At 71.1% G+C, this 20,024-nt stretch carries 19 protein-coding genes; 8 read left to right on the forward strand and 11 right to left on the reverse strand.

The window, feature by feature from the left end:
• Positions 1-133: 133 nt before the first annotated feature.
• Complete coding sequence (locus QE454_RS01970) at positions 134-1,717, reverse strand: urea amidolyase family protein (RefSeq protein ID WP_307458631.1); 1,584 nt, start codon at positions 1,715-1,717, stop codon at positions 134-136.
• Complete coding sequence (gene pxpA / locus QE454_RS01975; RefSeq protein ID WP_307458629.1) at positions 1,711-2,463, reverse strand: 5-oxoprolinase subunit PxpA; 753 nt, start codon at positions 2,461-2,463, stop codon at positions 1,711-1,713. The genes QE454_RS01970 and pxpA overlap by 7 nt, the downstream gene beginning before the upstream one ends.
• 41 nt (positions 2,464-2,504) lie before the next feature.
• On the opposite strand from pxpA, the gene QE454_RS01980 reads away from it, so the two are divergent.
• From QE454_RS01980 to QE454_RS01990, 3 genes are all read left to right on the forward strand, one after another.
• Positions 2,505-3,371, forward strand: coding sequence for a spermidine synthase (locus QE454_RS01980; protein ID WP_210072362.1), 867 nt, complete (start codon positions 2,505-2,507; stop codon positions 3,369-3,371).
• Positions 3,372-3,465: 94 nt separating this feature from the next.
• The gene (locus QE454_RS01985; RefSeq protein WP_056228266.1) at positions 3,466-3,993 is read left to right on the forward strand and encodes a hypothetical protein; all 528 of its coding nucleotides are present in this window, start codon (positions 3,466-3,468) and stop codon (positions 3,991-3,993) included.
• Between the two features lie 30 nt (positions 3,994-4,023).
• Positions 4,024-4,512, forward strand: coding sequence for a SprT-like domain-containing protein (locus QE454_RS01990; RefSeq protein WP_210072363.1), 489 nt, complete (start codon positions 4,024-4,026; stop codon positions 4,510-4,512).
• A gap of 6 nt (positions 4,513-4,518) precedes the next feature.
• On the opposite strand, the gene QE454_RS01995 is transcribed toward QE454_RS01990, so the two are convergent.
• Entirely contained in the window at positions 4,519-5,133 is a 615-nt protein-coding gene (locus tag QE454_RS01995; protein ID WP_210072364.1) for a 2-phosphosulfolactate phosphatase, read from the reverse strand.
• An 81-nt stretch (positions 5,134-5,214) separates the two neighbouring features.
• Here QE454_RS01995 and QE454_RS02000 point away from each other — a divergent pair, with 81 nt between their 5' ends.
• Positions 5,215-5,715 carry a hypothetical protein gene (locus QE454_RS02000; protein WP_210072365.1) on the forward strand — a complete coding sequence of 167 codons (501 nt, stop codon included), beginning with the start codon at positions 5,215-5,217 and terminating at the stop codon, positions 5,713-5,715.
• A 12-nt stretch (positions 5,716-5,727) separates the two neighbouring features.
• Here QE454_RS02000 and QE454_RS02005 read toward each other — a convergent pair whose 3' ends face one another.
• The 3 genes from QE454_RS02005 to QE454_RS02015 form a co-directional block, all read right to left on the reverse strand.
• Entirely contained in the window at positions 5,728-6,417 is a 690-nt protein-coding gene (locus QE454_RS02005; RefSeq protein ID WP_210072366.1) for a response regulator transcription factor, read from the reverse strand.
• Between the two features lie 25 nt (positions 6,418-6,442).
• Positions 6,443-7,612: a sensor histidine kinase gene (locus tag QE454_RS02010; protein WP_307458616.1), complete on the reverse strand. Its 1,170-nt coding sequence runs from the start codon at positions 7,610-7,612 to the stop codon at positions 6,443-6,445.
• Positions 7,613-7,705: 93 nt separating this feature from the next.
• Positions 7,706-8,194, reverse strand: coding sequence for an Lrp/AsnC family transcriptional regulator (locus QE454_RS02015; protein ID WP_210072368.1), 489 nt, complete (start codon positions 8,192-8,194; stop codon positions 7,706-7,708).
• Positions 8,195-8,302: 108 nt separating this feature from the next.
• On the opposite strand from QE454_RS02015, the gene QE454_RS02020 reads away from it, so the two are divergent.
• Together QE454_RS02020 and QE454_RS02025 are read left to right on the forward strand one after the other, a co-directional pair.
• Positions 8,303-9,700: a DUF6421 family protein gene (locus QE454_RS02020; protein WP_307458612.1), complete on the forward strand. Its 1,398-nt coding sequence runs from the start codon at positions 8,303-8,305 to the stop codon at positions 9,698-9,700.
• Positions 9,701-9,708: 8 nt separating this feature from the next.
• Positions 9,709-10,422, forward strand: coding sequence for an SDR family oxidoreductase (locus QE454_RS02025; protein ID WP_307458609.1), 714 nt, complete (start codon positions 9,709-9,711; stop codon positions 10,420-10,422).
• On the opposite strand, the gene QE454_RS02030 is transcribed toward QE454_RS02025, so the two are convergent.
• The 3 genes from QE454_RS02030 to QE454_RS02040 form a co-directional block, all read right to left on the reverse strand.
• Positions 10,419-11,792: an MFS transporter gene (locus tag QE454_RS02030; protein WP_307458607.1), complete on the reverse strand. Its 1,374-nt coding sequence runs from the start codon at positions 11,790-11,792 to the stop codon at positions 10,419-10,421. The genes QE454_RS02025 and QE454_RS02030 overlap by 4 nt on opposite strands.
• A gap of 88 nt (positions 11,793-11,880) precedes the next feature.
• Entirely contained in the window at positions 11,881-13,605 is a 1,725-nt protein-coding gene (locus tag QE454_RS02035; RefSeq protein ID WP_309668502.1) for a DEAD/DEAH box helicase, read from the reverse strand.
• Entirely contained in the window at positions 13,592-15,064 is a 1,473-nt protein-coding gene (locus QE454_RS02040; RefSeq protein WP_309668503.1) for a hypothetical protein, read from the reverse strand. Before QE454_RS02040 ends, QE454_RS02035 begins: the two co-directional genes overlap by 14 nt.
• Positions 15,065-15,185: 121 nt before the next feature.
• Here QE454_RS02040 and QE454_RS02045 point away from each other — a divergent pair, with 121 nt between their 5' ends.
• Positions 15,186-16,253 (forward strand): low specificity L-threonine aldolase, encoded by a 1,068-nt coding sequence (locus QE454_RS02045; protein ID WP_210072373.1) that lies wholly within the window; start codon positions 15,186-15,188, stop codon positions 16,251-16,253.
• 60 nt (positions 16,254-16,313) lie between these two features.
• Here the strand turns inward: QE454_RS02045 and QE454_RS02050 are convergent, their stop codons facing one another.
• Positions 16,314-18,236 carry a M3 family metallopeptidase gene (locus QE454_RS02050; protein ID WP_307458603.1) on the reverse strand — a complete coding sequence of 641 codons (1,923 nt, stop codon included), beginning with the start codon at positions 18,234-18,236 and terminating at the stop codon, positions 16,314-16,316.
• 80 nt (positions 18,237-18,316) lie between these two features.
• Positions 18,317-18,931 carry an NUDIX hydrolase family protein gene (locus QE454_RS02055; RefSeq protein WP_056226157.1) on the reverse strand — a complete coding sequence of 205 codons (615 nt, stop codon included), beginning with the start codon at positions 18,929-18,931 and terminating at the stop codon, positions 18,317-18,319.
• Between the two features lie 363 nt (positions 18,932-19,294).
• Between QE454_RS02055 and QE454_RS02060 the strand changes: the two genes are divergently transcribed.
• Positions 19,295-19,960 (forward strand): alpha/beta hydrolase, encoded by a 666-nt coding sequence (locus QE454_RS02060; protein ID WP_210072375.1) that lies wholly within the window; start codon positions 19,295-19,297, stop codon positions 19,958-19,960.
• Positions 19,961-20,024 lie beyond the last annotated feature (64 nt).

Here is a 20,024-nt window from a genome sequence, read left to right on the forward strand (position 1 = left end):
GCAGGGGGAATCGAGGAGCGCAAAGTCCAAGCATACGCGGGAGGACTCGCCGTGTCCAGTCCAATTCTTGACGCGTTCTCGGACCTGCGGTATAAACGCGTGCGCTCGTCGCGGATCCCCGCTCCCGCTCTCGTCAGACCCGCCGGAATCGCACCCGGTCTCCCGGCCTCGCCTGGGCCAACGCCTCGGTACCGGCCTCGGTGGCCACCGCGATCACCGGGTACCCGCCGGTCACCGGACCGTCGGCGAGCAGCACCACCGGCCGCCCGTGCGGGGGGACCTGGAGGGCGCCCGGGCGCATGCCCTCGCTCGCGAGCTCACCGGGATGAACGCGCTCGAGGGCGGGGCCGTCGAGACGGACCCCGACACGGTCGAGGTCGGAGGAGACGGTCCAGATCTGCGTGACGAGCGTCGTCAGAGCCTCGGGTGCGAACCAATCGGCACGCGGACCCTCGCCGAGAGGGACCTCGATCAGCGAGGGCGGCACCGTCCAGGGAAAGACATCGACGGGGGGAATGGCGGATGCCGGCACCCCGGCGTGGACGAGGTCACCGGCGCGGAGCGGGGCGGGGCCGAGGCCCGCGAGCGAATCGTGGGCGCGCGAGCCCATCGCCGAGTGCCCCTCCACGCCGCCGCGGACGGCCAGGTAGCTGCGCAGGCCCGCCCGCGCGACCCCGATCGACAGCTCGCTCCCGGCGCGCACGAGGACAGGTGCGTACAGGTCCACCGCCCGCTCGTCGACCCGCACCTCGGTGAGCGCGCCGGTGACGCCGACCCAGGTGTCGGCCTCGGCGCGGGCGCGGAAGCCTCCGAGCAGGATCTCGAGCCCCGCCGCCCCCTCGTCATTGCCGACCAGCCGGTTGGCGACGCGCAGGGCTTGGCGATCCAGCGCCCCCGAGCGCGCGACCCCGAGGGCGGCGAGACGGGGGCGCCCCAGGTCCTGCACGGTGGTTCCGACGCCGGCGTCGACGACGCGGAGCGCGGGCACCCCGCAGCTCGCGGGCGCAGGCGCCATGCCGACGCGGGCGCTCATGCCCGTTCCGGCCGCCGAGCCGGACCGACTCGACCCCACGACCCGCGGGCGCTCCGGCACGAACCGCACGCGGGCGCGCGGCGGGAGCAGCGCCGGGTGGGCGGCATCCGGATCGAAGAGAACCGCATCGGTCGAGGCGATCAGGCGCCAGCCGCCGGGGGTCTGTCGGGGATAGGCGCCCGTGAAGCCGGCGGCGAGCCCGACCGCGCCCGCGGGGACCCGCGTCCGGGGCCGATCGAGGCGGGGCACGTCGAAGGGCCAGTCCGCGCTGACGAGATAGGCGAAGCCCGGCGCGAAGCCGGTGAAAGCGACCGACCATTCCGCTGCCGCGTGGCGGGAGACGAGGTCGGAGACCGGGATGCCGAGGAGCGCAGCCGTGTCGTCGAGATCGGCGCCGTCGTAGCGGAGGGGCACGTCCACGACGGGTCCGGGTTCGGGGTCCTCGGCGTGCGCCGAGGCGGTCGAGCGAACCCACGCGCGAACGGCCGCCGGAGGGGTGCGCGCGGGATCGAAGCACACGAGGACGGTGCGCGCGGCGGGGACGAGGTCGTCGATTCCGGCCGGCGGGTCCGCGGCGAGCGCCGCGTGCAGGCGGACGGCGGCGGCGAGGTCGGCGACCTCGGCGAGAACGGCCCGCTCCCCCATCGGTCGCAGGACGATCACCACGCCCGGCGGAGTCACCACGGAGCGCGCACCTCGATGCCGGCTCCGTCGAGCGCCGAGCGCACCGCGCGGGCCATCGCGACGGCGGCCGGCGTGTCGCCGTGCAGACACAGGGAGGCGGCGTCGACGCACACGCGCGCTCCGTCGACGGCTTCGAGCTCGCCGTCGCGGACGAGCCGCACGGCGCGGTCTGCGGCGGCGGCGGGGTCATGGACGAGATCACCCGGCTCGCCGCGGGGCACGAGAGCACCGTGCGCGGTGTACCCGCGGTCGAGGAACGCCTCGTGCACGAAGGGAAGACCCGCGGATGCCGCGGCCTCGGCGATCGCGCCGGCCAGACCGAGGATCGGCAGAGCGCGTCCGAGCCGAGCGGAGTGGTCCGCCACCGCCGCCGCGACCGCCCCGGCCTGCCGGGGGTCGGCGGTGACGGCGTGATAGAGCGCCCCGTGCGGCTTCACGTAGCGCAGGTCGGCACCGGCCGCGGCCAGAGCGGACAGCTGAGCCGCCACGATCGCGCGGAGCTCGGCGGGCTCGATCGAGCGGGCGACCCGACCGAAGTTCTCGCGATCGTCGTACGAGGGGTGGGCGCCGACGGCGACCCCGTATCTCGCCGCCGCCTCGACAGACGCGCGCATCGACACGGCATCCCCCGCGTGCCCGCCGCAGGCGACGTTGGCGCTGGAGACCACCGCGAACATGGCGTCGTCGTCGGCCGTCGCAATCCCGTCGACGGTCTCGCCCAGGTCGGCATTGAGGTCCACCCGCATGCGGCCACGGTACCGCCGCCCGGAGGGCCTAGCGTGGGGGCATGGCCCGCATGCGCATCGAACCCGACGACGCCCCCACCACGCGGCTGTCGGACGGCTCTCTCGCGCGCGTCTCGCCCTCGGGGTTCGTCTCGGGGTGGGAGCTGGTCGTCGACGGCACCCCCCAGTCGCACGTCGACCTCGATGATCCGACGCACCTGCACTTCGAGTACGTGGCCCGCATGGGCGCCGTGATCGATCGACTCCGGATGCCGGGGCAGCCGCTCACCGCGGTCCACCTCGGCGCGGGCGCGCTCACCCTGCCGCGCTACGTCGAGGCGACCCGACCGGGCTCGCGTCAGCAGGTCATCGAGCTCGAACCCGCGCTGTGGGATCTCGTGCGCGAGAACCTGCCGCTGCCGCGCGGTGCCTCGGTACGCGTGCGCATCGGCGACGCGCGGGCAGGGCTGTCGAGGCTGCCCGCCGGACTCACCGGCGCCGTCGACCTGCTGGTGAGCGACGTGTACTCCGGCGCCCAGACCCCGGCCCATCTGACCACGGTGGAGTTCTACCGCGAGGCGGCGGCGCTGCTGGCGGCGGACGGGGTGCTGTTGGTCAATGTGTCCGACGGTCCGGGGCTGGCCTTCGCCCGCCGTCAGGTCGCCACCATCCGCGACGTGCTGCCCGAGGTCATCGTCCTCGCCGAGGTGCAGGTGCTCAAGGGGCGCAGGTTCGGCAACCTCGTGGTCGCCGCCTCCGCCGCCCCGCTGCCGGTCGAGTGGCTCCCGCGTCTCATGGCGGCCGGGCCCCACCCGGCCAAAGTCGCCCAGGGCGCCGAGATCGAGGAGTTCATGCGCGGGTCCCGAACGGCCACCGACGCCGATGCGACCGCGTCGCCGAAGCCCTCGGCATCCCTCTTCGAGAGATGATCCTCGTGTCTTCGCTCCCCGACCGCGTGGCGCTGCGGCGCTCGACGCCCGGGCGACGCAGACTGGAAGTCCTGCCGGAACGAGAGGAGCGATGGTGAGCTACATCCACGGGTACGACCCCGATACCTTGCGAGAGGTCACCGACTCCCGCGAGTGCGCGGAGCGGCTCGAGGAGATCGGTTCCCAGCGCAGCCTCCACGCCCTGCTCGAGCGGGTCTGGCTCCTGAAGGTGCTCGATCGATTCGACGAGGCGCTCGCCATCTCGGAGCAGTCGGTGCGCGTCGCCCGAATGGCCGGAACCCGTCGCGATCTGCTGCGCGCGCGCATCCTGCACGCCACGATCATGCAGTGCCGCGGGGCCTACGCCGCCGCCGAGCAGGAACTCACCATGTGCGCCGAAGAGGCCGAGGGCCAGGGCTGGGCGAGCATCGCCGCCTTCGCGCTCCAGCACCGCGGCAAGGTGCATTACGACGAGGGCGACTTCGACGCCGCCCGCCGCGACTTCAAGCAGGCACTGTTCCTGCGTCAGAACGCCGGCGCCACCGACGCACAGCTCGAATCGACCCTGCTCGCGATCGACGCCGCGGAGCGTCGGCGCACGCGCGAGGTCGTCGCGAGCTGAGTGTCGTCGGTCCCACCTAGGCTTCCGCTCATGTCCGACCTGCAGCGCGTCCGCATCTGGGCCGAGGCGCTGATCGCCCTGCACCTCGACGACTCGTGGACGTTCGCCTTCGACAACGCCAAGCGGCGCGCGGGCCTGTGCGACTACGGCCGTAAGCGCATCAGCGTCTCGCGGTATCTCTCGGCACGCTACGACGACGACACCAACCACCAGACGCTGCTGCACGAGGTCGCGCACGCCGTCGCGGGAGCGGCGGCCGGGCACGGTCCGGTGTGGAAGCGCACCGCGCGCGGGCTCGGCTACGTCGGCGGCACGACGCATGCCGGCGAGACCGCGAACGAGCTCGCGCCCTGGGTGGGCACGTGCCCGGCGGGGCACGTCGCCTACCGCCATCGCCGCGCGACCCGCCCCACCTCGTGCGCGAAGTGCGCTCCGTCGTTCGATCCGCGGTTCGCACTGTCGTGGGTGCATCGCGACATCAGCCGCGCGACGCGGCTGGCGGCGTCGCTGCCCCGCTAGAGGGGCTCAGGCGGCGACGATGATCCCGTCTCGGAGGACGGGGACGACGGATGCCGCATCGCGTGCGGCCGCGGCCAGCACCGCCTCTCGCGCCCCTTCGGCCCCGAGGACGCGGCCCGTCCCACTGGCCGTCAGCAGGTGCCGTACGGCGCCCCCGAGGGCGCGGAACCCCTCTCCGGCCACCGCGGCGTCGGGAGAGCCGTGGTCGATGCCCAGGTCGCCGAGCGCGGCGACGACGGCGCCCGCCCCCAGCAGGTCCTCGACCGCGAAGCGGAGGCTGTCGGCGTCCGGGGAGCCGGCGGCGATGACCGAGATGCTGGTGCGCTCCCCGCGGGTGCGCTGCACCTCGAGCACGTGGGCCGCGACGGCGGCCGCGTTGCGCAGTCCGCCGATGACGACGTGGGCGCCCTCGTTCGCGGCGGCGAGCGCGAGCTGCGCGGCCGGATCGCCCTCGAGGAGATGGGACCCGCCGTTCTCGGTCGCGGCCAGTGCCCGCATCGACAGTCCCAGCGTCTGCACGACGATCACGACGTGGGACGGGGCGAGGCGATCCAGCCCCGCGCGTCCCCAATCCAGACGCACCTGGTAGTCGGACTGCGCGAGAGCGGGAGAAGACGGCATCCCTCGATCGTAAAACGCCCGGAACGGACTCCCCGCGTCAAGCCGTGCCCGCCGATCACCGGGATCGGGCACGATCGACTCATGCGCATCCTGCTGAAGTTCGTCATCGACTGCGACCCGGATGCCGCCTGGCGCGCCCTTCACTCCCCGCGCGCGGTGGCGGAGTTGTACGGCCCCCTCCTCGACGTCGAGGCCCTCGGTGAGATGCCGACCTCGTTCGAGTCCGGCGACGACGTGCCCGTGCAGATGAGCGTCGCGGGCCTGCTGCCGGTCGGGCGTCAGCTCATCTCGGTCGCCGACCGTGAGACCAGCGATGCGCACGGGCGCGTGCGCGTGTTCCGCGATTGGGGTGTTCCGCTGACCGGGCCGCTCTCGGTGCTCGACGTCTGGGACCACCAGATGGCGGTGTCGGAGGCTCCGGGAGAGCCCGGCCGCACGCTCTGGCGAGAGCGTCTCACGATCGGCGGGGCCGCGGCTCCCGCGCTGTGGCCGGCGCTGTGGGCGACGTGGCAGTGGCGGGCGGCGCGCATCAAGGCACTCGCCCCCACCTGGGCGCACGACCCCGAGAACGACGCCGACTGACCCGGCAGCGCCTCAGGCGAGGCCGTGGCGATAGGCGAAGACGACCAGCTGCACGCGATCGCGCAGGGCGAGCTTGGTGAGGATGCGGCTGATGTGCGTCTTGACCGTGGCCTCGGACAGGAACTCGCGCTCGGCGATCTCGGCGTTGCTGAATCCCGCCGCCGCGAGCGCGAAGATCTCGCGTTCGCGATCGGTGAGCGCCCCGTAGGCGGCCGGCACCGGCTCCCCGCCTCCGCCGTCGGCGATGTGGGCGAAGAGCTCTCTCGTGGCCTCGGCGGCGATGACCGCGGAACCCGCGTGGACCGTCCGCACCGCGGACAACAAGAACTCCGGCTCGGAGTCCTTGAGCAGGAACCCGCTCGCCCCGCCCTGGATGGCCCGAGCCGCGGCCTCGTCGAGGTCGAAGGTCGTCAGCACCACCACGCGCGGAGCGTCGGGCTCGCGCAGGATCTCGGCGGTGGCCGCGAGCCCGTCCAGGACCGGCATCCGCACGTCCATGAGCACCAGGTCGGGGCGCGTCGCTCGCACGACCTCGATGCCCTCGCGTCCGTCGGAGGCCTCCCCCACCACCTCGAGGTCGGGCTGGGAGTCGATCACCATGCGGATACCGGCACGGAACAGGGCTTGATCGTCGACGAGGACGATGCGGACGGGGGCGGTCACGATGACGGCTCCTCTCGCGGTTCGGGGGTGGCTCGGCATCCGCTCTGCCGCGGCGAACGGCCGCTCACAGCGCAGCACCGATCGGCAGGGTGGCTCGGACGACGAACTCTCCATACTCCGGTCCGGCCGTCAGGTGGCCGCCGACGAGCTGCGCGCGCTCGCGCATGCCGATGAGACCGTGACCGCCGGGCGCGGAGCTGGAAAGGACGGGGACGGATGCCGTGGCACGGGCGTTGCGCACCGAGACCACGACGCGGTCGGGCCACCACGCCAGATGGACGCGCACGCGCGGGTCGACACCGTGGCGCAGGGCGTTCGTGAGCGCCTCCTGCATGATGCGGTACACCGCGAGCTGGATGGCCGCGGGGGGCTCGCCGGGAGGGAGCGGATCGACCCCGACCTGGAGGTCGACGCCCGCGGCACGCATCCGCTGGAAGAGGACTTCCAGATCGGCGAGGGTGGGCTGCGGCCCCTCGGCCTGAGAGTGCCGGAGCTGGGTGAGGAGGAGCCGAACGTCGGCGAGCGCCGCGCGCGCGGTCGACGAGATCGTCGTGAGCGCCTCGGAGGTGGCCCGGGGATCCGAGGCCGCGGCGTAGCGGGCCCCGTCGGCTTGGGCGATGACCACTGCCAGGGAGTGGGCGACGACGTCGTGCATGTCGCGGGCGATGCGGACGCGCTCCTGCTCCGCGATCGTCTCGGCTTCGGCCGCGCGCTGGGCGCGACTGTTCGCCGCGGCCCGCATCGCCGTACGCACGAGCGCGCCCGAGACCCAGGCCAGCATGAGGGCGAAGCCCGCGGCGAGGAAGAGGGCGATGACCGCGAACCAGTCGTTGCCGTTGGGCGGAGCCTGCAGCCCGCGACCCACGAGGTAGATCGGCACCACGGCCGCGCCGACGATCGCCGAACCGAACCCGAACCAGAACACGCGCCGCGTCCCGTACGCGCCCGTCGTGTACAGCACGGCGAAGATCGCGAGGTCTGACGGCGACGGCTGCCGGCCGAAGCCCATCTGCACGAGGGCGGCTGCCCACGCGACGCACAGGGCGAGTCCCGGGTGCAGGCGCCGCAGGCCCACCGAACTCGCGAAGGCGAGTGCGACGAAGAACGCGGCGACGCTGTCGACCGGGGTGGCACTCGCGACGAGCTCGATGGCGATCGCCACCAGGAAGAAGATCACGGCGATGCCGAGGTCGGTGACCAACTGGTAGCGGGTGAGCGGGCGGAGAGCGAACATCACCGCCACGCTACGCGGGCGGCCGTGGTCACGGCATCCGTCCCGGGGTGTATCTGTGTCGGCCGTCGGGGGGAGCCTCGAGGCGAGGGCGGATCAGGCCGGGAAGTCGGCCGGCTCGATCGGACGCGCCTCGAAGAAGGTCTGCAGCACGACGGTCGTGCGGGTGTTCACCTGGGCCGCGGCGCGGATGTCGCGGATGAGCGCCTCGAGGTCGCGCGGCGTCGGCACGCGGACGAAGAGCATGTACGCCGCCTCGCCCGCGATGGAGTGGCAGGCCTCGATCGGCGTCAGGTGGGCGAGCAGCTCGGGAGCGTTGTCGGGCTGCGCGGGGTCGAGCGGCGTGATCTCGACGAAGGCCGCGAGCGGCCGCCCCAGCGCCTCGGCATCGAGGATCGGGCGGTAGCCCTTCACGATCCCTCGAGCTTCGAGACGGCGCAGCCGCGACTGGACGGCCGAGACCGAGAGGCCGACGCGCTCCGACAGGTGCGACAGCGTGGCGCGCGCGTCGAGTGAGATCTCGCGGACGATCGCTGCGTCGACGGAGTCCTCGAGGCGAGGAGCGCGGGAGGAGGCCTCGGTCATGCGGTCGACAGTATCAGCGGCGGCAAGTCCCCCTCTGGCGGGATCTGTAAGTTTTCCGTTAGCATCCACATTCAGCAGGAATATTTACAGCATCGAATGGAGGATGCCATGACCACCGCCGCGCCTACCCGTGCCGCCGACGATCTGATCGCCGGACACGGCGTCGATACGGTCGAGCAGACCCCCGCCTGGGCGAAGCTCAAGGGCGCCGCCACCGCACTGCAGGCGCTGCAGGCCAAGGACGGCTCCATCGAGGACATCGTCGCTGCGCGCCCCCTGCTCGACGACCTGACGGCGGCGATCGAGGCGCTCGCGCCCCTCTTCCCGCACGACGCGGCCTACCTCGCGGCATCCGTCACGGACTTCCGCCGCTGGCGAGACGAGGGGCTCGGGGTTCCCGACTTCCTCGACTCCCTGGTCGCCTTCCACCCGCAGGAGCACCGCGTCGACGGCATCCGTCACCTCGTGGTCTTCCCGATGTACACGCAGAACGGCTCGAGTGAACGGCACGTCGAGGCGGTGATCGTCGAGGCGATCTGGCCGGAGTTCATCGCGCGGCTCGAGACCGAGTACACCAACCGCCTCTTCGTCTCGTTGCGGCTGGTCGATTTCACCTCCGGCTACGACACCAACTCGGCCGTGCTCTTTCCCGAGACCGTCGCGATGCGCGAGGTTCCCGCGTTCACGTGGGGCGCGATCTTCCAGGACCGCGAGGCCGCACGCTATCGTCGCGTGACCCGCGCCGCCGCGGACACCACGAAACTCCGACTCCCCGATGCCGCAGCACGCCTGCTCGACGACCAGGACCTCGCCGAGCGGACGTTCGTGATGTGGGATCTCATCCATGACCGCACGCACATGCGCGGCGACCTGCCGTTCGACCCCTTCATGATCAAGCAGCGGATGCCGTTCTTCCTCTACTCGCTCGAAGAACTGCGCTGCGACCTCACCGCGTTTCGCGAGTGCGTGTCGCTGCAGGCGCGCCTGGTCGCCCGCGACGACCTCGACGACGCCGAGGCAGCGATGCTCGAGCACGCCGAGCTCGTGCAGTACGCCGTGATCTTCGACCGCATCTTCCGCTTCGCCATCACCGGCTCTCGCGTGCGCAACTATGACGGTCTCGGCGGGCAGCTGCTGTTCGCCTGGCTGCATCAGCGACGCGTGCTGCACTGGACCGACACCTCGCTCGCCTTCGACTGGGACGAGGTACCCGCCGCGGTCATCGCCCTCGCGGATGCGATCGACGAACTGTACTGGCGCTCGATCGACCGCCCCAAGGTCGCCCACTGGCTCGCCGCCTACGACCTCGTGCGCTCGGTCGTCACACCCCACCCCGCTTCGGTGTGGGCACGAGGCCTGCCCGACGAGGTGCTCGCGGGATTGCCCAAGGGCTACACCGATGCGGTGCTCGACGACGAGTTCCCCCTGTCGATGTTCTTCGAGGCACTGGAGAAGAAGATGCGTCCCGTCATCGCATCGACCGAGGGAATTCGCGGAACGGACTGAGCACCCGGATGAGCGAGGTGACAACCGACCCCGCGGTCGAGCCGCGGGAGCGGGTACGCGGGCGACTCGTGCTGCTCGCGGGCGGAACGAGTGCAGCCGGCCGCGCCTGTGCTCGCGTTCTCGCCGAGGCGGGAGCGCGGGTCGTGGTCGTGGGTTCGAACGCCGCCCGCCTGAGCGAGGCCGCCGAGTCCACGCCCGCGGCGGCGACGGAGCTGTGCGATCTGACCGACCCGGCCGCCGTGTCGGCTCTGCGCGACCGCGTGCACACCGCCCACGGGACCGTCGACGGTGTGATCCACCTCGTCGGCGGCTGGCGCGGTGGAGGGGGGCTCGCCGGACAGAGCGACGAGGACCTCGCCGTTCTGCTGCGGTCGTTCACGGCTCTGCGTCACATCAGCCGCACATTCGATGACGACCTGCGCACCTCGGATGCCGGGCGGCTCGCCATCGTCTCGTCGACCGCCGTCGTACGCCCCCTCGCCGGAGGCGCGAACTACGCCGCGGTGAAAGCGGCGAGCGAGGCGTGGACGCGGGCCGTCGCACAGGGGTACGCGAAGTCCGCGCGCGATACGGGGCGAGAGCTGTCGGCCGCGGGCGTGATCTTCCGCGTGCGCAGCCTCGGCGGACTCGAAGATGCCCTGGCATCCGCCGTCGTCGCACTGTGGGACGACGAAGCCGCGGCGTGGAACGACGTCGTCGTCGACATCGACACGGGCGGTTAGCTCGACCCCACCCCGGCGTGGACCTCAGCCGTGCGGTACTGCCGCGAGAGCGTGCGATACGAGCGCGTGAGGAACGCCATCGCAGCCGCGATCACCATCACGACGCCGGAGACGGCGAAGACCAGCGCGATGCCGCGCGAGTCTCCCTCGCCGAGCAGCCAGCCCCACGTCGAGCGCCCACTCTCACCATCCATGTAAGGGATGATCAGGAACTGCGCGATCGGCGCGATGAGGAACGACGTCACGGGTGCCGCGGCCGATTCGAACGCCGCGGCGAAGCCGAAGACGCGACCCTGGGTCTCGAAGGGCACCACCTTTTGAATGACCGTCTGCTCGGCCGCCTCGACCGGCGGGATGAGGGCCATGTAGACCCAGATGCCGAGCACGTACAGCCACCACCACTCGCGGAGAGTGAACAGCGCGCCGAGCGCGCCCATCGCCATGACGATCCAGAGCATGGTGCGAATGGGGTTCTTGCCGAGGCCGAACTTCGCGACGAGACCGCCGCCGATGATGAAGCCGGTCGCGGTGATCCCGAGGACGATTCCCCAGACCTTCACATCGAACATCTCGAGACCGTAGGGGTCCATGAGCGCCATGTAGACGCCGCCGATGAGGTTGTTGAACGTCGAGAAGACGATGAGGGCGAAGAGCCCCGGCGCGAGGCGCACCGCTCGGATCGCCCCGCGCAGATCGACGATCGGACCGGGGCTCTGCCCGGCGGCGGGGCGCTCCTCGGGGATGCGGATGGTCAACAGGTGCGCGAGAGCGAGGGCGGTGAGCACGAGCGAGATGGCCAGCGTCCACCCCATGCCGAGAAAGCCCACCGAGAGGCCACTGAAGACGCTGGTCACGACGAAGGCGAGCCCCTGCACCGTGCCGACGAGCCCGTTCGCGTTGGCATGACGCTCGACGGGCACGAGGAGCGTCACGGTCGTCGACAGCGCGATACTGCGAAGGTTCTCGATCACGGCCCCGGCGAGGATGACGCCCGCGAACAGCCAGAACCACGGCCCGCCGAGGTCGAGGAGCACGGCCTCGGGGAATGCCAGCCAGAGCGCCCCCGCCAGCAGGAACGCCACGAGCGTCACGAACCCGGAGACCACCATGACCCGGTGCTTGCGGTGACGATCGACGAGCGAGCCGAACACCATCGCGAACACGGCGAGCAAGAGCATGTACGCACCACCGACGATGCCGGTAGCGAGCACCGAGCGGGTTTCGAGGTACACCCAGAACGTGAGAGCGAACCAGAGGAAGCTCGTCGTCACGTTGGCCGCGGCCGTGTTGACGAGCACCGCGAGGAAGGTGCGGCGCCGGGCGGACGCGGCAGCGGCGGGCGGTGCAGCAGAGGCCGGGCTCTCGGACATAGCGCCACGGTAGACCGGGGGTCCGACATTGACCAGGGTCTGGTCGATCGACGGCACGCCCCCGGGTGCGATCGAGTTCACGGCTGCGTCAATCGATGAGGCTGCGGATGTCCGCCGCCGTCAGGCGGGTGCCCCCGCCGAAGGTCTCACCCTCACCCCCGTCGAGAACGCGGGAGAACAGCTCCGCCTTGGTCTCGCGCAAAGTGACGACCTTCTGCTCGATGGTGTCGGCGGCCACGAGACGGTAGACGATCACCGGGCGCGTCTGACCGATGCGGTGCGCACGGTCGATGGCCTGGTCTTCGACCGCGGGGTTCCACCACGGGTCGAGCAGCACCACGTAGTCGGCCTCGACGAGATTGAGGCCGACCCCTCCCGCCTTGAGCGAGATGAAGAACGCCGGGTCGTCGCCCTCGCGGAAGCGGTCGATCTCAGCCTGCCGGTGCGTGGTGGCACCGTCGAGGTAGCCGGTTGGGAGGCCCGCCTCGGTACACCTCTCGCGAGCGGCGCGCAGGAACCGCGTGAACTGGCTCAGGACGAGGACGCGGTGCCCCTCGGCGGCGGCCTCGGCCACCAGTTCGACCAGAGCGTCGAGCTTGGCGGAGGGCGCCTCTCCCTCGTCGACGAGCGCCGGGTCGAGGGCGAGCTGACGCAGCATGGTCAACGACCGGAAGATCGCGAAGCGATTGCCTTCCGCATCGTCGAGCAGACCGAGGAGACGTTGACGTTCTCGATGGAAGCGCCGGTCGTACAGCTTGCGATGCGTCGGATGCAGGGTGACCTCGACCACGGTCTCCTGCTTCGAGGGCAACTCGGCGGCGACTCGTTCTTTCGTGCGCCGCAGCAGGAACGGGCGGATGCGACGACGGAGAAGGTCGAGCCGGGCGCTGTCGGAGTGCTTCTCGATGGGGGTGCGGTACATGGCGGTGAACGACTCGCGGGTCCCCAAGAGCCCCGGCGCGACCAGCGACATCAGAGCCCAGAGTTCGAGGAGGTTGTTCTCCATGGGGGTGCCCGTGATGACGAGGGTGAACGGCACCGAGAGGGCCCGAGCGGCGCGGTAGCCGCGCGACGAGGGATTCTTGATCTGCTGCGCCTCGTCGAGCACGAGACCCGACCACTCGAGCTCGGCGTACTGCTCGTGCTCCAGACGGAACAGCGCGTAGCTGGTCACCACGACATGCGCGCCGGCCGCTTGCTCGGCGATGAGGGTCGAACGGCGCGCCTGCGTAGCGGTGATGGTTTGCACCCTGAGCCCCGGTGCGAACTGGGCGCACTCGCGCGCCCAGTTGCCGACCACACTCGTCGGCGCCACGATCAGGAACGGTGCCATCTCGGGATCGGATTCGCGCGCGACCTCCATCATCGCGATCGCCTGCACCGTCTTGCCGAGTCCCATGTCGTCGGCGAGCACTCCCCCGAGTCCCTGCGTGCGAAGGAAGTGCAACCAGTCCAGACCCGTGCGCTGATAGTCGCGCAGAGTGGCCCGCAGTCCCGTCGGAGGCGCCACGGGGGCGATGGCGGCCTCGTCCGTGAGGCCGCGGACGCGCAGCCACCACTCGGCCTCTTGCGCCGCGAGCAGTCCCAGTTCGGAGAGGTCGTCCCACAGACCGACGTTGTAGCGGTTGAGCTTCATCTGGCCGTCCGGGCGATCGGCGAGAGTTCGCGCCTCGTCGATGACGGCTCGCAGGCGGTCGAAGGCGGGGGTGTCCAAACGCACATAGGACCCGTCTGCGAGGAAGAGCGCGCGGTCGCCGACGACGAGCGCGGTGTAGAGATCGGAGAAGTCGACCTCGGCGTCACCCACCGTCACGCGCGCGTGCAGGTCGAACCAGTCGCTGCCGTCGTCGTCTCCGGTGCGCAGCTCGACGGAGGCCGGCTCGGCAGCCGCACGGTAGGGCGTAGCCCCAATCGGCCACGGTCACCCGGACGTCTTCGAGAGCCCGCAGGCGCGGCATCGCCTCGACGACGAAGATCGCCGCCTCCGCGGGAGCCCATATGCGCGGCGGAGTGGTGCCCGAGGGAAACGGCTGCGGCAGCTCGAGACGCAGCTCCGACGCGATGGCCGACACAGCCTCCCAGGTAGACGCCTCGTACGCCTCGTCACGTCGGCCGTTGGTCGATGACCGGTCCCACCGTACGGCGACGGACGCGCGACCGGCCCGATGGTCGACGACGACCTCGAGGACGGGACGGGGCGGGGGCGGCACATCGATCGTGCCCCTGGGAGAGACCACGGGCGCCTCGAGCTGCAAGCGCGGAAGGTAGTCGCGGAAGAAGGCGTCCGAGCCCCCGTCGACCGCGAGCGCGCCCGTGCGCGCCAGCAACCCGCGGAGGGCGCCCGCCGCCGGGGTCGAGAGACGCGCCAGGGTGAATCGCTCGTCGTCACCGTCACGATCCGCGACGAAGGCCACCGCCACGGCGGGGTCGCCCACCACCCACGACGGCGAGGAGGCGACCTCGTCATCGAGGCCCTCGACGATCCCCCGGACGTGCAGGGCCGAGCCGCGACGGTCGACGGCGACCACGGCGGTCCTTTCCCCCTCGAGGATCTGCACCGGGTGATGCACGCCGGAAGCGGCCACGAGCGGCACACCGGCCGCGATGACAGCCTCGAGCTGCATCCAGAGCGAGTGCGGCGGAACGGCGGAGAGCGGCATCCACTCATCGGAGAGGTATGCGCCGTTGCCCGAGCGGCCGAGGCGGCCCAGACTGTCGAGCGCGGCACGCGCGCGCGGGTCGGCGGACAGCAGGGACAGGCCCGACCACCCCGCGCGCCCCTTGATCCAGGTGCCGCGCGAGCCTCGCATACCGGGGCGGGCGGTGAGCGTCAGGGCGGTGCTGCGGCCGTGACCCCCACCGCGACGGATGGCGAGGAAGAGACACAGATCGACCGGGGGTTCGTCGGGGAACCGTGCGTCGACCGTCAGCAGTTCATCGAGGGTGCGCTGCCACTCGGGGCGCGGGGGCCGACCCGCCGAGATCATGCGGTCGAAGAGCAGGACAGCCGCGGCGCAGGAATGCTCGCACTCGGGGCCGCGGCCGCACGAGCACCAGCCTGAGACGCGCGTGAAATCGGTGGGCACGCGCAGTTCGAGATGCTCGTACCCCGCCGCGCCGAACGACTGCGCCGAGACGACGAGTACTCCGTCGAACGTCTTGACGTCGCCGACCTCGACGGAGCCGTAGATCAGGAGCCGATCGGCGCGCGTCATGGCCGCCGGAGAGAAGATCTCACCGGCGATGCTGAGCGCCTCGGGGTCCATGTGCATGACGCCATTCTCCCCGGCCCCACCGACACTCGGGGGCCGGACGGGGGCGGAGTGGGGACAACGCGCCGAGATCTGCCGCCGGGGAGGAGGCGTCGAGTCGGCCGGTCGTTACGCTGGAAGAGTGACCACCCTCCACGACTCCTCGGTGCGCGGTTTCGCCTCCGACAACTACTCCGGAATCCACCCCGACGTGCTGGCCGCGATCGCCGCTGCCAACGACGGCCACCAGGTCGCCTACGGCGAAGACGTCTACACCGCCCGCCTGCAGGACCTGTTCGTCTCGCTTCTCGGCGAGGGTGTCGAGGCCTATCCGGTCTTCAACGGCACGGGCGCCAACGTCGTCGGGCTGCAGTCGATGCTCCCCCGTTGGGGCGCCGTGATCTCGGCATCCACCGCCCACATCAACGTCGATGAGGGCGGGGCGCCCGAACGGGTCGGCGGGATCAAGCTGCTCACCGTGCCCACCGATGACGGAAAGCTCACCCCCGAGCTCGTCGACCGCGAGGCCTGGGGGTGGGGCGACGAGCACCGCGCGCAGCCGCTCGTGGTCTCGATCACCCAGTCGACGGAACTGGGGACACTTTACAGCGTCGAGGAGATCCGCGAACTCGCGGCCCACGCCCACGGGCACGGCATGCGCCTGCACATGGACGGTGCGCGCATCGCGAACGCCGCCGCCGCCCTCGACGTGCCCCTTCGCGCCTTCACCCGCGATGCGGGTGTCGACGTGTTGAGCTTCGGCGGCACCAAGAACGGCGCCATGATCGGCGAGGCCATCGTCGTGCTCGATCCCGAGGCGTCCACGGGCCTGACCTACCTCCGCAAACTCGACATGCAGCTCTCGAGCAAGATGCGCTTCGTGTCGGCGCAACTCGTCGCCCTGCTCGAGAACGATCTCTGGTTGCACAACGCCCGCCATTCGAATGCCATGGCGCAGCGCCTTCGCGCCGGCATCGAGGCGGGTCTCGCCGACGGGTCGATCCAGGGTGTCGAGTTCACGCAGCCCACCCAGGCGAACGGCGTCTTCGCAACTCTCCCCGCCGGTGTCGCCGATCGGCTCCGCCAGAGCTTCCGCTTCTACGACTGGGACGAACTTCGTCGCGAGGTGCGATGGATGTGCTCGTTCGACACGACCGAGACCGACATCGACTCGTTCGTCGCCGCGATCGCGCGAGAGACGACCGCCTGACACCTCACGGACCGGGTGGGCCGCGGCACTCACAGGAGGAGCCGCGGCCCGCTGCGGCCGTCAGGCCCCGGCGAGCCAGTCGCGGTAGGCGTCGAACGTCGACTCGCGGCCGAGGAACCTCTCGACGAGCTCCCGCGCGTCCCGTGTGCCGCCGGGCTCGAGGATCTCACGGCGGTACCGGGTGGCCGTTTCGACGTCGAACAGGTCGTCGCCGAAGGCCGAGAGCAGATCTCTCGCGATCACCAGACTCCACTGGTAGGTGTAGTAGCAAGCGCCGTAGCCGGTGAGGTGGCCGAATCCGGCGTAGGAGTGCGACCCGTCGAGCGGCGTGATGGGACTCGCGGCCCGGTAGTACCCGTCGACGGCGGTGGCGAGATCGTCGGGCCGGTCGACGTGCAAGCGGTACGACGTCGTGGCGTGGCCCAGCTGACGCGTGACCTCGAGACCCCGCCCGAAGGCGTCGGCGGTGCGCATGCGGGCGACGAGATCGGCGGGGATCGGCTCGCCCGCGTCGTTCACGGCGAAGGCCGCGAGGGCCTCGGCATCCCACGCCCACTCCTCGAGCAGCTGGCTCGGGGCCTCGACGAAGTCCCACTCGGTCGCCACTCCCGTCCAACGCGCCCAGGTCTGGTGACCGCCGAGGATGTCGTGCACGAGGTGACCGAACTCGTGGAAGAACGTCACGACCTCGTCGTGCTCGAGGAGTCCCCGCGAGAAGTTGCAGAGCAGGACCGATTCGGGAAGCGACCGGCCGACGATGCCCGGGGCGAGGCCGAAGCACGCCGCGTGGTTGTACTTCCCGTCGCGCGGATGAAGGTCGAGGTGGATGCGTCCGAGGCGATCCTCGCCCCGGACGACGTCGTAGGTGCGGACGTCATCGTGCCACGAGGGTGCCTCGACCGGCACGTAGCGCACGTCGAGCAGGCGAGCGGTGGTGTTCAACACGCCCTCGAGCACGCGATCGAAGCGGAAGTACGACCGGACGAGCTGCGCATCGACGTCGTACTCCTCGCGTTTGAGAGCGCCGAGGATGTACCAGAAGTCGGCGATCGTCACCGCGTCGGCCTCGGAGTCGTCGCGACGCAGGCGCTCGAGAACGCGCTCGTACTCGCCCGACGCCGCCGGTGCGACCGCTTCGGCCACGCGATCGAGGAAGGCGCGCACCGCCGCGCTCGAACCGATCATGCGCGTCTCGGTCTCGTAGTCCGCCCAGTCGCCGTACCCCAGCAGCGCGGCCCGCTCCGCACGCACCGCCAGCAGCTCGGCGAGGACGGCTTCGTTCACGGGCCAGGCGAGATCGTTGTACGCGCTCATCATCGCGTGGCGCACGGACCGGTCGCGGGCATATTCCCGGACCGGCATGAGGTCGGTGTACTCGGTGGTCAGCGTGATCATCCCCTCCTCGTCGACGGGACGCTCGGCGAGGAAGTCGGCGGGTAGACCCTCGAGCGAATCCGCCGAGACGCGGACCTCGCGTCGGCCCTCGCGGATGTTGCGAGAGAAGGTCAGCGAGAGCTCGGTGTCGCGATCGGTGAGCTCGCGGACGCGGGCGCGATCGGCATCGGGAAGGTCGACGCCGCCGCGGCGGAAATCTCGGCGCACCTGATCGAGGAAACGCTGCTCGTCGCAGGAGAGTCCGGACGGCTCGGCATCCGCGAAGACCCGCCACAGAGCGCGGTCGAGGAGCCGGCGGGACTGCACCGCATCGACGGCCTGCACCTGCTTCTCGGCGGCGTCGCGAACCTCGGCATCCGGGTGCGATTCACTGACGAGGTGCGAGGGCGCCGCCGCCTCGGCGAGCGCGATGTCCGCCTCGTTCCAGAGGGCGAGACGGTCGCTGATCGACAGATCGCTCTCGGCCACCAGACGAGCGTCGATCGCGGCCACACGCGCCAGGCGTTCGGCCGGACGTTCACCGGCGAAGGTCTTCCAGCCGTCGAGATCGCGAGGGAGGGAGAGGGGTTCCAGGGAAGGATGCGCCATGCATCGACCCTAGGCAGGGCCGACGACACCGGCAACGGCGCGGGGGATGAATTCGCCGTGGATCCGGCCGGGGACGACGGTCAGCGCAGAGCGCCCACCGACGCCAGCGCCTGACGGATGAGGGTGCCGCGGCCGCCCTCCATCTCGTCGGAGAGGGCGTCCGATGCCGCCTCCTCGGGAGACAGCCAGGTGACCTCGAGCGCATCTTGACGCGGCTCGCAGGTACCGGTCACCGGGACCACGAAGGCGAGGGCGACGGCATGCTGCCGGTCGTCGTGGAAGGCGCTGACACCGGGAAGCGGGAAGTACTCCGCCACCGTGAACGGCGTCGGCGAGGGCGGCAGCAGCGGGAAGGCCATGGGGCCGAGGTCGTTCTCGAGATGACGGAACAGCGCGTCGCGCACGGTCTCGCCGTAGCGGACCCGGCCTGAGACGAGCGTGCGGGTCATCTCGCCGAGGGGCGTGGCACGCAGCAGGATGCCGACCTGGGTCACCGCGCCCATGCCGTCGGTGCGAACGGGCAGAGCCTCGACGTAGAGCATCGGCAGACGACGTCGCGCCTCGGCCAGTTCGACCTCGCTCAGCCACCCGGGGTTGGGGTTGGGGCCTCCCTGCGCTCCTGAGAAGGACGCCGAGAGCGGCTCGCGCTCATCGCCGTTGTCGCCGGGTTCGGGATCGGGAGTGCGCACGGGCATGCTCCCTGTATATCAACCGTCCGCCCAGGATGCCGCGTGTCCCGCGCGGACGGTCCACGTGCCGGTCGTGTTCTCCGCCACTCGCGGGAGGAGATTCGGTCCTCGGAGGTCCTGGGCGGTCGCGAATCCTCCGCTCCCGGTATTCCCTCCCCTCCGCCTCGCCGCGATGCCCCCTGCTCTCGGGAGGAAATCCGGTCTCGGGAGGATCCACGGGCGGCGGAGAATCCTCCGCTCCCGGAATCTCCTCCCCTCCCCCCTTCCGCACCCGCACCCGCACTCGTTCCCGCTCCCGCACCGCACCCGGCGGAGAGCGCCGAGCTCCGATCCCGCCGCGATGTCGGAGGCCTTTGCCACAATGGCGATATGAGCCACTCCTCCCTCGATCCGTCCGTCGTGCGGTGGTCCGTGTCGCCTGCCGAGCGGGGCGACCGGCCGGTGCTGGTGCTGCTGCACGGCTACGGGTCAGACGAACACGACCTGTTCGGCCTGGTGCCGTATCTGCCCGATTCCTTCGTCGTCGCGAGCGTGCGGGCTCCGCTCGCGCCACCGTGGCCCACTCCCGGCGCCTCGTGGTACCCGATCGAGGGACTCGACGGGCGCGACCCGGCGGCCGTCACGCTCGCCGCTCAGGCGGTTCTCGCCTGGGTGCAGGATGCCGTCGGCTCGGCGCGCGTGGGCCTGCTCGGTTTCTCTCAGGGCGGCGCTGTCGCGCTGCAGACCCTGCGCGTCGATCCCGACGCGGTGTCGTTCGCCGTCGTCCTCGCCGGCTACGCGGCGGGCGGCGAGCTCCCGGGCGATGCCGTTCTCGCTCAGCGCCGGCCACCGGTGTTCTGGGGCCGCGGCGCAGCCGACGACGTCATACCCGCACCGTTGGTCGACCTCACGTCGCAGTGGCTGCCCGGTCACAGCGAACTGAGCGGACGCGTGTACCCCGGGCTGACCCACTCCATCTCGCAAGACGAACTCGACGACGTTCGGGCGTTCCTCGACGCGCGTCTGGCCGACCAGGTCGGGGCCGCCGTCACCTGAGGCGGGGTACCGCAGGGGACGCCCGTCGACTATCGTGGTCACTCCCCCGCCCCCGAGAACGAGG

This window comes from Microbacterium sp. SORGH_AS_0454 (assembly GCF_031453395.1).
Classification (GTDB): Bacteria; Actinomycetota; Actinomycetes; order Actinomycetales; family Microbacteriaceae; genus Microbacterium.

Bases quoted from the DNA above. Each gene is read 5' to 3' on its own strand.
- QE454_RS02050 (WP_307458603.1), bottom strand. From the start codon at position 18,236: ATGGCGCATCCTTCCCTGGAACCCCTCTCCCTCCCTCGCGATCTCGAC.
- QE454_RS02000 (WP_210072365.1), top strand. From the start codon at position 5,215: ATGCGCATCCTGCTGAAGTTCGTCATCGACTGCGACCCGGATGCCGCC.
- QE454_RS02015 (WP_210072368.1), bottom strand. From the start codon at position 8,194: ATGACCGAGGCCTCCTCCCGCGCTCCTCGCCTCGAGGACTCCGTCGAC.
- QE454_RS02055 (WP_056226157.1), bottom strand. From the start codon at position 18,931: ATGCCCGTGCGCACTCCCGATCCCGAACCCGGCGACAACGGCGATGAG.
- QE454_RS02025 (WP_307458609.1), top strand. From the start codon at position 9,709: ATGAGCGAGGTGACAACCGACCCCGCGGTCGAGCCGCGGGAGCGGGTA.
- QE454_RS02020 (WP_307458612.1), top strand. From the start codon at position 8,303: ATGACCACCGCCGCGCCTACCCGTGCCGCCGACGATCTGATCGCCGGA.
- QE454_RS02010 (WP_307458616.1), bottom strand. From the start codon at position 7,612: ATGTTCGCTCTCCGCCCGCTCACCCGCTACCAGTTGGTCACCGACCTC.
- QE454_RS02040 (WP_309668503.1), bottom strand. From the start codon at position 15,064: ATGCACATGGACCCCGAGGCGCTCAGCATCGCCGGTGAGATCTTCTCT.
- pxpA (WP_307458629.1), bottom strand. From the start codon at position 2,463: ATGCGGGTGGACCTCAATGCCGACCTGGGCGAGACCGTCGACGGGATT.
- QE454_RS01995 (WP_210072364.1), bottom strand. From the start codon at position 5,133: ATGCCGTCTTCTCCCGCTCTCGCGCAGTCCGACTACCAGGTGCGTCTG.
- QE454_RS02030 (WP_307458607.1), bottom strand. From the start codon at position 11,792: ATGTCCGAGAGCCCGGCCTCTGCTGCACCGCCCGCCGCTGCCGCGTCC.
- QE454_RS01990 (WP_210072363.1), top strand. From the start codon at position 4,024: ATGTCCGACCTGCAGCGCGTCCGCATCTGGGCCGAGGCGCTGATCGCC.
- QE454_RS02060 (WP_210072375.1), top strand. From the start codon at position 19,295: ATGAGCCACTCCTCCCTCGATCCGTCCGTCGTGCGGTGGTCCGTGTCG.
- QE454_RS01980 (WP_210072362.1), top strand. From the start codon at position 2,505: ATGGCCCGCATGCGCATCGAACCCGACGACGCCCCCACCACGCGGCTG.
- QE454_RS02005 (WP_210072366.1), bottom strand. From the start codon at position 6,417: ATGCCGAGCCACCCCCGAACCGCGAGAGGAGCCGTCATCGTGACCGCC.